This window comes from Moritella sp., from assembly GCF_033791185.1.
In the GTDB taxonomy this organism is placed as follows: Bacteria; Pseudomonadota; Gammaproteobacteria; order Enterobacterales; family Moritellaceae; genus Moritella.
Genome location: NZ_JASJHF010000020.1, coordinates 1 through 12,839 on the forward strand (window position 1 = coordinate 1; position 12,839 = coordinate 12,839).

Genomic DNA, 12,839 nt, shown 5'->3' on the forward strand with positions numbered 1-12,839 from the left:
GAGCCCCGGATTGTGATTCCGGTTGTCGAGGGTTCAATCCCCTTCAGTCGCCCCATATTAAAAAGCCTGCTTATATAAGCAGGCTTTTTTGGTTTTTATTCCCCGTAATAATTTATTTTTCATTTCATTTAGCATCCCCATCGATGACTCATTTTTTGTTTGGTTATGATCTTAATCGGAAAAAGACAATCAAAATAAGCTAGACTATTGCTGTAATTTACATGCAGAACTGTTTGTTTATTGAATTCAAATAACAAAGTAAAGTTCATTCACGGAGTAATGATGGCGTTTTATGATAAACCCGCTGAAATATCAGCGTTCAATGCTAAATTTGAGGCGCAAAAAATCGCATTCGCACCTGTGGCTTTTCAGGTGGCGCGCTGTTTATTAAAATTTGGTATTTTAAAAGCAGTAGACGACGCGGGTAATAAAGGTATTAGTTTAGCGGCATTGACGGGTCAGTTGGATACCAGTGAATATGGCATCAGTGTACTGCTTGATATGGGATTAAGCATGGGCTTGGTATGGCAACAAGCAGACCACTTTATTCTAGATAAAGTCGGTGACTTCTTGCTGAACGATGACATGGCGTTAAAGAATCTCGATTTTACGCATCATGTTTGTTACCAAGGTTTGTTTGATTTAGATAAAGCCATTGAGACCGGGAAACCTGAAGGATTAAAAGTATTCGGTGATTGGCAAACCATTTATCCGGGTCTAAGCCAACTACCAGAAGAAGCAAAGCGCAGTTGGTTTGAGTTTGATCATTACTATTCTGATCATGCCTTTCCTGAAGTACTGGCATTATTATTTGAACACAAGCCAAAACATATCTTAGATGTGGGTGGCAATACCGGTAAATGGTCATTAGCGTGCACTAAGCATGATGCTGATATTAATGTGACTATTATGGATCTGCCTGGCCAGCTTAATGTGGCACTGGCGAATGCCAAGGCTGCAGGTGTTGGCAATCGTGTGCATGGCCATGAAACCGATTTACTCGATGAAAGTCGTACTTTCTTTGACGGTGCCGATACTATCTGGATGAGCCAATTTTTAGATTGTTTTAGTAAAAGCGAGATCTTGAGTATTCTTAAACGTGCTGCTGCGGTAATGACTGCTGACAGCCGTTTATATATCTTAGAAACGTATTGGGATAGGCAACCTTATGAGGCGGGTGCTTATTGTGTTAACGCCACATCTATTTACTTTACTGCGATGGCAAATGGCAATAGCCGTATGTATCACTCAAAAGACATGATGCGCTTGATCCAAGAGGCGGGCTTGTATGTAGATCAAGACACGGACGATTTAGGTCTGGGTCATACACTGCTTGCTTGTAAGAAGAAATAACAGCATAAAATCAATTGAACTTTTTTGTAAGCCAAAGTAAGCGTTATTATTGTCGAATTTACCATCGAATAGCAAGTATTAGCTTATGAAATAGAATAAACAACCTCATGTAAGGTGTTGATTTTTATTGACTTTAATATTTAGCGGTTGATTTGTTATTGATGATTAACTACTATGGCGACAGATATATAGTCGCCATAGTAGTTATTAGGAGAAACCATTGAAGTTATATATAGAAAGTATTAGCTCTTGGTCTACTTCTTGCCCTGAACAAGCCAACCTTGCCGAGAAAGCACAAACGAAATCATCGCTTTGGCCAAAACTAGAATTTGTACCAGCAATGCAACGCCGACGTTTAAGCCCTTTTGCTAAGATAGCACTGTATACTGCTGAACAGGCGCTGTCTGCTCCCTCTGTATCGTCAGCACAATCAGAAGTCTCAGGACAAGTTGATATCGTGTTCTCCAGTCGTCATGGTGATTTACATAAAACTGCGGAGTTACTGACCGAGTTAACCGCTAATCAGGATATATCTCCTAGCGCATTCAGTACTTCGGTACACAATGCCGTTCCCGGTTTGTACAGTATTTTAAAGCAAAATAAGCAAGCGATTAACGCCATATCAGCCGGTAAAGATAGTTTCTTTTATGCGTTTGTTGATGCTTATGCGCGACTAAAATCTGGCCGTACTCATAACAAATTACTGATTGTGCATGTTGACCGTGAATTACCTGAATTATATTCATCGTTTCAAGATGAGCAACAAGTGGACCATGCGGTTTCAATACTGGTTACGCTTGCACCAACCGCAACCACACAAGCTAGCATCGATCTGAGTTTCTCTGCGCTAGCTGAACCGATTATAAATAGCCAAGACCCGCTGGCATTGAGTCTACCTGCAGCGTTGTGCTTTATGGATTGGTTTGAAAAGACAGTAACCAGTTCTACACTATCAGGAAGTTCAGAACGCCATGTTTTTGGCTCTGAACGTCATATTTGGACTTGTGATTTAAGTGCTAGCGCTGCACATGCTTAAACCTGTTAATTACCTTTGGCGTTTATTGGCGACCGCGAGTTGTTTTAGCTTATTTGGCGTTGGTGGTTTAATTCTGACGTTGTTGGTATTCCCGATACAAAAGTTATGCATCCGTGGTGAGCAAGCACAAAAACGGACGGCGCGTAAAACTGTTCATTATAGCTTTCGATTTTTTATTGCCACTATGGCGTTTACCCGTATCTTCGAATTTGATCTACGCGACCGCGCTGAACTGGCTCAGTTACAAGGGCAATTAATTCTTGCCAACCACCCATCACTGATTGATGTGGTGGTCTTGCTTTCTATTATGCCGAATGCCGATTGTGTGGTGAAAGCACATTTATTTAGAAATCCCTTTATTCGTGGCGTGATTAAAAACGCGGGTTATATCAGTAACGCTGATCCTGAAGCCTTGCTTCAAGCCTGTCAATTATCCTTAGCACAAGGTAATAATCTGATTGTTTTCCCAGAGGGAACGCGAACCGTACCGGGTAAAAACCTAGTTTTTCAACGTGGTGCTGCTAATATCGCCTTGCGCTGTCAGGTACCTGTCAGCGCGGTATTAATCAAGGTGACGCCAAGTACATTAACTAAAGCAGAGTCTTGGTATCAAATTCCAACTGAAAAAGCCAAATTCATGTTGCAATTGACGCGTGATGTCCCCGCAATCTCAATTGCCGCAGAAATACCCATGAGTAAACAAGTTCGCCATTATTGTCGTGAACTTGAATGTTATTTTAAACAGGAACTACAATCCCATGACTGAATTAAAAACTGAGCTTAAACAGCTTATTATTACTGAACTAGACCTCGAAGATATGACAGTTGAAGATATCAATGATGCGGATGCATTGTTTGTTGAAGGCTTGGGCTTAGATAGTATTGATGCATTGGAATTAGGTCTGATCCTAAAGAAACATTACAACATCAAAATCGATGCAAACTCTGACGAGATCAAACAGCATTTCTCATCAATTGACGCACTTAGTGCATTCATTACTCAGACTCGTGCTACGGCTTAAGTAAGGATTTTCCATGCAATCAAGACAACATATCTACCAAACATTAGCCGATATCTTAGTTGAAGAATTTGAAATCGAAGCAGACGACATTAATATGGGTGCAAACCTGTACACTGACTTAGATTTAGACAGTATTGATGCCATTGATTTAGTGATTAAACTACGCGACATCACCAATGAAAAAATTGAACCAGAAGTGTTCAAATTAGTACGTACAGTCGAAGATGTTGTTAACGAAATAGAAAAATTAACGTTAGCGAAATAATCGCAGGCTGCTTAGTTCATCACGACATTACATGTTGAAGACGCCATGTTGAAAAAACGATTTGTTGAAAAAAAATGCTGAAAAAAATAGCGACGGTGCTGTTGGGATTATGCTTATTGCTGTATCCCTTTGGTGTATATTTAGGACTAAATTATATTAGTCCTTTTTGGCTTGCGTTGGTTTTATTAGCCTTGCTGCTCTGTCGTTTAGTGATGCTGCGCGGGGCATTGAATAAAATGCCATGGTTGTTACCGGCGACGGCGCTGGGAGGCTTGGCGATCATCATCTCGTTATTTACCGATACTAATATTGGTTTTAAGCTATATCCGCTGATGGTCAACTTTGCCATGTTCGCTGTGTTTGCTTATTCGTACTGTAAACCGCCCACTGTGATTGAAACATTCGCACGTTTACAAGATCCGAATCTACCTGAGCATGCGCTAAGTTATATTCGTAAAGTAACCTTGGTATGGTGTGGTTTCTTCATTATTAATGCCAGTATTTCATTGTATACGGCGCTATATAGTTCCTTTAAAGTGTGGACGCTTTATAACGGTTTTATTGCTTATATTTTGATTGGTAGTCTGGCTGGAATTGAGTTTATCGTGCGCTTGTTTATACAACGAAGAGCTGTGCAATTGGAACTGGCGAAAAGCGCTGAGTTAGAGAGTCTGGAACTTGAAAAGAATGCCGAAAAGGAAGTGTAAGCAATGACTAAAGCGTCGTTAAATCAGCGTGATATTTGTTTTTATATCAATGAACTGGCTGTTAGCTTTAACCAGTTTAGTGCTGATATTGGTCATGCTCGATTGAGTGTTTCTCAAAGTGATGCTGACAGTGTATTGCTGTTTCATCAATCAAGCTATCACTTTGCTGTGGGCTTTTTTGCCTTAGCACTCGAAGGTCGCCATATTGTCATGCCGCCAAATGCACAGCAGCAAACGCTCATGCATATGGCGCCACAATGTCAGGCTGCGCTCGGTGATATTAATGTTGACGGCCTTGATACTATTGATATCACCAAGGTTATAACGAGTAATGGTAGTCACCCTGATCCGGGTATATCGGTTAAGACATTACCAAGCAGGGCGGATCTGTTTACCGCTTTAGCCTCTAAAGTTACCTTTTTTACCTCTGGCTCAACCGGTCAACCTCAACCGATTGTAAAGCAGTTCGCTCAGCTTAATTGTGAAGTGGATGTACTCATCAATACCTTTAGGCCACGTTTAGACGCGACAGATATACTCTTAAGTACCGTGTCCCATCAGCATATCTACGGCTTGTTATTTAAGTTGTTATTGCCCTTAAAGTCAGGCTTAGCCATTGTAAATGATACCTTTGAATACCCTGAACATATTAGTCAGTTTTTAACCAAAGAATTAAGTGAAGAGTTAGCCGATGGTGAAACCCAAACTGCATTATTGATCTCAAGTCCTGCGCACTTAAAGCGCCTGAGTATGGATAATGTGTTAATGGCGAATAAAGCCCAGCTACAAGGAGTGTTTAGTTCTGGTGGTCCTTTACCTTTTGCAACGGCCCAACTGTTGTTGTCACAGTTGTCACAAGCGCCAATCGAAGTATTTGGTAGCACCGAGACTGGTGGGATAGCATGGCGACAGTGCCAATCATCAACAGCGAGTCCATGGCAGGTTTTCCCTGATATCAGCTATGCTATTATGCCTGAAACCGCTCAGCTTATATTAACCTCACCGTATATTAACGATGTAAATTATGTAACAGAAGACCGTGTTAAGCGTATTGATGACCGACATTTTGAAATGTTAGGCCGTGCAGATCGCACTGTTAAACACGAAGAAAAGCGTATTAACCTCGACCATATGGAACGCTGTTTACAACAACATGCATTGGTTAATGAGGTGCGTATTATCGTATTTGAGGGCGCCAAGAAACAAATCTTAGCGGCTGTTGTCGAACTATCAGCAGCAGGGCAAACATTAGTTACTGAGCAAGGTAAAAAAACCTTGAACGATAGTTTAAAGCGCCATTTACTCGGTGAGTTTGAACGTATCTGTTTACCTAAAAAATGGCGTTATCCAGTACAAATGCCGTTTAATTCGCAAGGTAAATTAGTAATCAAGGAATTGGAGAAATTGTTTGACTGAATTAGTAAAAGTGAATGCAGATATTCTGAATAAAGAGTTTGTTAACACGGATGTTCTTAATTCTGGAGGCCTGGATGATACCGTGGTATTAACTCTGCATATCCCCTCCGACTTGGACTATTTTAATGGGCATTTCGATCAAGCGCCAATCTTAGCCGGTGTAGTGCAATTACACTGGGCTGCAGAATATGCCAAGCAGTATTTGAACATGAGTACTGGCGAGGTAATGGATATACAAGTATTGAAATTTCAAGAAATGATCTTACCGGGTCAAGATGTGGTGCTGACATTAACCAAGAAAACGGCCGAAAAAGTGCTGTTTAGCTACCGTTCTGTCGAGCAACTACATCAATCCGAGACGATTAAATCACATTCATCAGGTCGATTAATTTTTGCTCAAGCCCCTGAAACTGTCAGTTTGGAAATTCAATAATGAGTTATTGCATCGTTATACCTAACTATAACCACGTCTTGGTCATTGATACCTTATTAGCCTCTTTGGCCAGTTACAATTTACCCGTGTTCATGGTTAATGATGGTAGCGATACAGAGCATGCTGCGTTTATGCAAATACTGGCGGATAAATACAGCTACGTCACCTTAGTTAATCATCAGCATAACCAAGGTAAGGGCGCTGCGGTACATACGGGATTGAAATATGCAAATAGCATGGGCTTTACGCATGCAATTCAAGTCGATGCAGATGGTCAACATGATATTACTGATATTGCCAAGCTGGTGGCATTATCACGGGCGCAACCTCATCAATTAATCAGTGGTCGGCCTATTTATAATGAATCTGTTCCTAAACATCGTTATTACGCGCGTTATTTCACGCATGTTTGGGTATGGATAGAAACGTTATCATTTGATATCAAAGACACCATGTGTGGGTTTAGAGTGTATCCTCTGGCTGAAACGCTGAGCGTGCTTGCTAAGAATGAAAACATGGCGCAATACATGTCATTTGATACCGAGGTCGTGGTGCGTTTATATTGGGATGGCGTGAATACCACATTTTTACCAACCAAGGTGGATTATCCTGAAAATGGCGTATCACATTTCCGTATCTGGGAAGATAATGTGGCTATTTCATGGATGCATACGCGTTTAGTATTTGGCATGTTAAAACGTTTACCGCAGTTATTATTGCGTAAATTAAGGAAATAACAGCGAGATGACAGCCACAGTTCATTGGTCAAAAATGCAAGAGCGCGGTACCTATCTAGGTATGAAAATACTGTTGTTTTGCTACCGTATGCTAGGTCGTACTGGTTTATCGATTATCCTTTACCCAGTCATTGTGTATTTGTATTTCACTGGTGGCGAAAGCAAAAAAGCATCATTAAATTATTTAGCTAAAATTGCTGAGCGTAAAGGTTGGCCTAAACGACCGGGTCACCGCGAAGGCATCAAGCATTTCTATACGTTTGCCCAAGGTGCATTTGATAAGATCGACGCTTGGACAGGTAAGATCACCATGGATCAAGTTAATTATAACTATGATGATAAATTTAGGAAATTACTTGAAGAAGAGCAGGGCGCGGTATTTATCGGTTCGCACCTAGGTAATTTAGAAGTATGCCGTACCTTAAGTGTGGGCAAGTATAAGAGCCGTATAAATGTTTTGGTATTTACCCATCATGCGGTTGAATTTAATAAAATAATGCAAAAGATTAACCCGAATGTAAACGTCAACTTTATTCAAGTAAAAGATGTTGGTGTTGATCTGGCTATCTTATTAAAACAGCGTGTTGAAGCGGGTGAGAAAGTGGTCATTGTTGGTGACAGAACCAGCACCACAACCCCTGGACGAGTAGTCTACGCCGACTTTTTAGGTCAGCAAGCGCCGTTCTCACAAGGACCATTTATTTTAGCATCGTTACTTGAATGCCCTGTGTATTACTTGTTTTGTTTAAAAGACGGTGACAAATACCAGCTTATTTTCGAACATGTGGCAGACCAATTAAAGTTTACCCGTAAAACCAGACAAGCCGAGATTGGCGAGTTAATTAATCAATATGCACAAAGGTTAGAACACTTTTGTCTGCAGTATCCGTATCAATGGTTTAACTTTTTTGATTTTTGGCAAGAAGACCATAAAGTAGAACGTAAGAAATAGTTTGGAGAAGTCAGTGGCTAACACGAAAGCAACAATTAAGTTTGGCGAATCACGTTTATCGATTGAAGATATCGTGGCAATTGCCAAACAGCAGAAGCATGTCAGCATCAGTGATGCACCGGAATTAAGCCATAAAATTGATTCTGCGTTAGCCTTCTTAGATAGCTTATTAAAAGAAGATGGTGTGATTTATGGTGTAACCACAGGTTATGGTGATTCTGTAACAGTGAAAGTGCCGCTAAGTTTAGTGAATGAATTACCATTGCATTTAACCCGTTTTCACGGTTGTGGCTTAGGTCAGTTATTTAGCACGATGGAAGGCCGTGCTATTTTAGCAACGCGTCTAAACTCATTAGCGCAAGGCTACTCCGGCGTTAGCTGGGAAATGCTGAACTTATTAGCGGCCTATTTAGAACACGACATTATCCCTGCTATCCCACAAGAAGGATCGGTAGGCGCAAGTGGTGATTTGACCCCGCTTTCTTATGTTGCTGGCGCACTGGTTGGCGAGCGTGATGTTTATTATAAAGACCAGATCCGCAACAGTGGTGAAGTGATGCGCGAACTGGGTTTGATCCCATTGGTATTGCGACCGAAAGAAGGTTTAGCAATCATGAACGGTACTGCTGTTATGACTGCTGTGGCTTGTTTAGCATTCGATCGTGCTAACTATGCCACCAAACTGGCCGCGCGTATTACCGCGATGGCGAGCCTGTCGATTAAAGGTAATAGTCATCATTTCGATGAGATCTTATTCTCGGTTAAACCGCACCCTGGTCAGCAACAAGTTGCAACTTGGATACGTAATGATCTGAACCACGCAGAGCACCCACGTAATGCCGATCGTTTACAAGATCGTTATTCGATTCGTTGTGCGCCGCACGTTATTGGGGTATTACAAGATTCACTGCCATGGTTCCGTCAAATGATTGAGAACGAGCTGAACTCTGCTAATGATAACCCGATCATTGACGGGCCTGGTGAACACGTATTACACGGTGGACATTTCTACGGTGGTCATATTGCGATGGCGATGGATAGCATGAAAACCGCAGTGGCGAACTTAGCTGACCTTGCTGATCGTCAGCTCGCATGTTTGGTTGATACTAAATACAGTAATGGCTTACCATCAAACTTATCTATGAGTAGTGAAGAACGCCGTTATATTAACCACGGTTTCAAAGCCATGCAAATTGGCGCGTCAGCATACACCGCCGAAGCATTAAAACAAACCATGCCTGCCAGTGTGTTCTCACGTTCGACTGAATGTCATAACCAAGATAAAGTCAGCATGGGTACAATCGCTTCGCGTGATGCGATGCGGGTTTTACAATTAACTGAACAAGTATTAGCGACGACGCTATTGGCGACAGTACAAGGTCTACGTATTCGTATTCAACGTCAAGAGTTAGATTTAGCTAGCTTGCCAATGCCAGTGCAAGATATGTATAACGACATTTGTAGCTTCTTTGAGCCGTTAGTTGAAGACCGACCGATGGAAAGTCTATTACGCTTTACGATTGATGCCATTCAAACTCAGCGTTGGTCGCTCTATCAGTAAGCCAAAGTAATAAGGCTGAAAATGCGATTGTAGGAATAAGGAAGTAGAATAAAATGAGCAAAAACAGTTTATTATCAGAATCCGTTATTATTGACGTACCGTTTCACGATTGCGACCCGATGAATGTGGTTTGGCATGGTAATTATGCCCGTTACTTTGAAGTCGCGCGCAGTGCGTTGTTACGTAAAATGAATTACGATTATGAAGATATGAGTAAATCAGGTTACGTGTGGCCAATTGTTGATATGCGCGTGAAGTATATTGCTTCTGCACGTTATGCCCAGAAGATACAAGTGGATGCGCATTTGGTTGAAGTTGAATCGCGGCTGAAAATGGAATATCTGGTTACCTGTGTAGAAACGGGGAAGAAGTTAACCAAAGCATCAACGGTGCAGTTAGCGGTAGACTTAGCAACCCAAGAGTTGCAATTTGTTACACCTGCAGCTTTTACTGACAAGCTAAAGGGCGAGTTGGATGGCTCGTTGAATGGGTAGTTGGATGGATAATTGGATGAGGAATTGCTTACGAGTACTGCTGTTAGTATCATTGGCGAGTAATGTGTTTGCGGCTGATGATGTAAAGGGCTTAATCCCAAGTAGCACAGCCACTACATCAACTGCGACGCTAGATCTACTGTCGCAGTTTAAACCATTGACGATAGCCAGTGGCAAATTCGTGCAAAACAAGTATTTCACGGTACTCAAAAATCCGGTGATCTCAACAGGTGAGCTGTATTTAGACCAATCATTGGGGTTTGTGTGGCATACCAGTAAGCCAGTGGTGTCGACTATGCTGCTTAAAAACGATGGACTCTTTAGCATAGATCATCGCCAGCAGCAGACCAAAATAAAAAATGCCACGCCGATCGCGGCTGTACTTATGAGTGCCTTATCTGGCGATCTTGCTGCATTAGAAAGTCAATTTAGCTTAGCTGCATCATCCACAAATACAGCATTAACAAAAACAGCATCTACCAGCCAAACCTGTATTGAACTGACGCCAAAAGACGAGACAATAGCCAAAGTGATGCGCGTTATTGAATTGTGCGGCGAAGACACGGTTGAGCATTTAGTGTTGTTTGAAACATCAGGTAATCGTACCGAAATAGCACTTAGTTTGACTGCGGTTGCTGAACTGCCAAAGGCCATCCGTGAACAACTCTAATCTTAGTACTAACAGCAATAGCCAGCGCGATGATAGTAAAAGCAGTAGCAAAAGCAGTCATAAAAAGCGTGGCTTGAAGTTGTACCTATTGCAACTGCTCGCGGTATTGCTGTTAGCGGGTTACCAACTCGGTTGGGGACAATGGCAGATAGAGACCAATATCTTGTCGTTATTGCCTCATGACAATCAAGCAGAATTTAGTCAAACAGAGGCTAGTCAGAAACAAGATATCAACCAAGCCAAATCAGCGCTATTCCAACAAGCCAATCAACGGGTGCTGGTGGCAATTTCTGGCGAACAGGCAATACCCGCTTATAAGCAACTAGCTAAAACGATCACTACCTTTGATGGTATTGAAAACGAAGCCATGAAAGTACCAGCTATTAATGAGGTGATTGATTTTTACCAACCTTATCGTGATAGCGTCATGACAACGGACTATCAAGCCTTGTTAACTGACCCTCAAGCGATTAATAACTTTGTGCTGGGCAAGCTTACTCAAGTGAGCGACCCATTTGTCAGCGGCAGTTTAGCGATTGCCCCACGCTTAAATTTGGCTGACTTCTTAGCGACAGGCCTCGCGCAATTACAATCGTTTGAAACCGAGCAGGGCATCATAGTCGTTCACCAAGACGGCTTAAAACATTACATCATGCCGATTAAGGTTGATGTTGATGGTTTCTCGGTTAAACAAACTCAAGTTTTTTCGCAGCAATTACAAGCACAATTTCAACAATTGTCTACTCAGTTTGATGTCGATGTACTTTATAGCGGGGTATTGTTTCATACAGCAGAGTCAAGTCAGCAAGCTGAATTTGAAATGTCGACGTTTGGCGTTATCTCACTGCTCGCGGTGTTATTGATGATCTTAGCGGTATTTCGCAGTGCCAAACCGGTTAACTTAGCACTGTTGGTATTAGCCATCTCGGTGGTTTATGGCTTAACCGCGGTCGTTACTTTATTCAATCAACTGCATTTACTTACGTTAGTTTTCGCTGTGACCTTAATTGGTATTGTCATTGATTACTGCTTTCATGCTTTTGTCAGCTTAAATACCACTGGTGGCATTAAATCGATTCGTATGGCGTTATGTCTGGGCTTTATTACCACGGCATTGGGTTATGCAGCGTTAATCATGTCGCCATTATCCTTGCTTAGCCAAGTGGCGGTATTCATGATTTTCGGTTTATTTGGCGCACTGTTAACTGTGTTGTTATTACTGCCGTATTTAAACCTCAGTGGCAAAATTAGTGTTACACCTAGTGTGTGGATCTTAACGGACAAGTTGAATATGTGGTTAAGCCGTTTACACCTGCAACGCCGAGTGATATTTGTGGTGTTGAGTATAGGTTTAGTCAGTGCAGTGGCCATTCATGAGATTAATTTTAATGATGATATTCGCTTACTTAATTCCAGCCCGGCATTTTTGATTGATAATGAGATCAACATGGCGAAGCTCATGGGCTACCAGCACAGTCAGCGTATTGTTATCAGCGCAGATGACAGTGAAACCTTACTGCAACGCCAAGAAACCTTGTTAGCTCAGTTAGCAACTCAGCCAGATCTAACGGTGAAAAGTATAGCCAGTTTATTGCCATCAATGGCTAAACAGCAAAGTAATAATACCTTGTTGAAACAAGCTGAGCAGCAACAGCATTTTGCCTTGGGACTCGGCACCTTAGGCTTAGTTGATGCGGTCGATGACTTTGCGCCGCTGACACTGGCAAAATTCAATGTCGGACCACTGCAGGCGTTATCATCAATATACATTTATCAATATCAAACGGATGATGGCAGCAGTAATATAAATAACAGTCGCAATGTAGATAATCGCAATGCTGACAATCGTAACTTTTATTATAAATCGGCACTCTGGGTTGAAACTTCAGGGGTCGCGCTAAATAGCGATTTACAGCAGTGGATTGCAACGCAAGCAGACATGAGCATAGATAACAAACCTGCGGAAGTGACTGCAGCATTAAGCCATTATCGCCAAGCGTTATTCTTGCTGTTTGCGGGAGCTATATTGGTTGTTACGATTGTCTTGTGTTTACGCTTTGGTTTAACGCAAGGGTTATTGGGCTTGTTAAGTATTGTGCTGAGTGCCGGTGGCGCGTTGTTATTAACGCAACTGAGCTTAGGCCATCTTAATATATTTAACTTGTTAGCAGTGCTGCTGATCCTTGCCTTGGC

14 protein-coding genes are annotated in these 12,839 nt (G+C 41.8%); all 14 read left to right on the top strand.

Annotated features, from left to right (window positions below; genetic code table 11):
- The first annotated feature begins 282 nt into the window (after window positions 1-282).
- The gene (locus tag QNK26_RS01335) at window positions 283-1,353 is read left to right on the top strand and encodes a class I SAM-dependent methyltransferase (protein WP_319220469.1); all 1,071 of its coding nucleotides are present in this window, start codon (window positions 283-285) and stop codon (window positions 1,351-1,353) included.
- A 220-nt stretch (window positions 1,354-1,573) separates the two neighbouring features.
- Window positions 1,574-2,389 carry a beta-ketoacyl synthase chain length factor gene (locus QNK26_RS01340; protein ID WP_319220456.1) on the top strand — a complete coding sequence of 272 codons (816 nt, stop codon included), beginning with the start codon at window positions 1,574-1,576 and terminating at the stop codon, window positions 2,387-2,389.
- Complete coding sequence (locus QNK26_RS01345; RefSeq protein WP_319220457.1) at window positions 2,382-3,155, top strand: lysophospholipid acyltransferase family protein; 774 nt, start codon at window positions 2,382-2,384, stop codon at window positions 3,153-3,155. Before QNK26_RS01340 ends, QNK26_RS01345 begins: the two co-directional genes overlap by 8 nt.
- On the top strand, window positions 3,148-3,411 hold the full coding sequence (locus tag QNK26_RS01350; protein ID WP_319220458.1) for a phosphopantetheine-binding protein: 264 nt from the start codon (window positions 3,148-3,150) through the stop codon (window positions 3,409-3,411). The genes QNK26_RS01345 and QNK26_RS01350 overlap by 8 nt, the downstream gene beginning before the upstream one ends.
- 13 nt (window positions 3,412-3,424) lie before the next feature.
- Window positions 3,425-3,676 (top strand): acyl carrier protein, encoded by a 252-nt coding sequence (locus QNK26_RS01355; RefSeq protein WP_319220459.1) that lies wholly within the window; start codon window positions 3,425-3,427, stop codon window positions 3,674-3,676.
- Window positions 3,677-3,750: 74 nt separating this feature from the next.
- Window positions 3,751-4,383 carry a hypothetical protein gene (locus QNK26_RS01360; RefSeq protein WP_319220460.1) on the top strand — a complete coding sequence of 211 codons (633 nt, stop codon included), beginning with the start codon at window positions 3,751-3,753 and terminating at the stop codon, window positions 4,381-4,383.
- Between the two features lie 3 nt (window positions 4,384-4,386).
- Window positions 4,387-5,799: an AMP-binding protein gene (locus QNK26_RS01365; protein WP_319220461.1), complete on the top strand. Its 1,413-nt coding sequence runs from the start codon at window positions 4,387-4,389 to the stop codon at window positions 5,797-5,799.
- Window positions 5,792-6,232 (top strand): hypothetical protein, encoded by a 441-nt coding sequence (locus QNK26_RS01370; RefSeq protein WP_319220462.1) that lies wholly within the window; start codon window positions 5,792-5,794, stop codon window positions 6,230-6,232. Before QNK26_RS01365 ends, QNK26_RS01370 begins: the two co-directional genes overlap by 8 nt.
- Complete coding sequence (locus QNK26_RS01375; RefSeq protein WP_319220463.1) at window positions 6,232-6,969, top strand: glycosyltransferase family 2 protein; 738 nt, start codon at window positions 6,232-6,234, stop codon at window positions 6,967-6,969. The genes QNK26_RS01370 and QNK26_RS01375 overlap by 1 nt, the downstream gene beginning before the upstream one ends.
- A gap of 7 nt (window positions 6,970-6,976) precedes the next feature.
- Entirely contained in the window at window positions 6,977-7,921 is a 945-nt protein-coding gene (locus tag QNK26_RS01380; RefSeq protein ID WP_319220464.1) for an acyltransferase, read from the top strand.
- Between the two features lie 13 nt (window positions 7,922-7,934).
- Entirely contained in the window at window positions 7,935-9,482 is a 1,548-nt protein-coding gene (locus tag QNK26_RS01385) for an aromatic amino acid ammonia-lyase (protein WP_319220465.1), read from the top strand.
- Window positions 9,483-9,535: 53 nt separating this feature from the next.
- Window positions 9,536-9,976: a thioesterase family protein gene (locus QNK26_RS01390; RefSeq protein WP_319220466.1), complete on the top strand. Its 441-nt coding sequence runs from the start codon at window positions 9,536-9,538 to the stop codon at window positions 9,974-9,976.
- A gap of 16 nt (window positions 9,977-9,992) precedes the next feature.
- A complete protein-coding gene (locus QNK26_RS01395) occupies window positions 9,993-10,646 on the top strand; it encodes an outer membrane lipoprotein carrier protein LolA (RefSeq protein ID WP_319220467.1) in 654 nt (217 codons plus the stop codon).
- A partial coding sequence (locus tag QNK26_RS01400; protein WP_319220468.1) for a hypothetical protein occupies window positions 10,633-12,839 on the top strand: 2,207 nt, incomplete at its 3' end. The genes QNK26_RS01395 and QNK26_RS01400, both read left to right, overlap by 14 nt.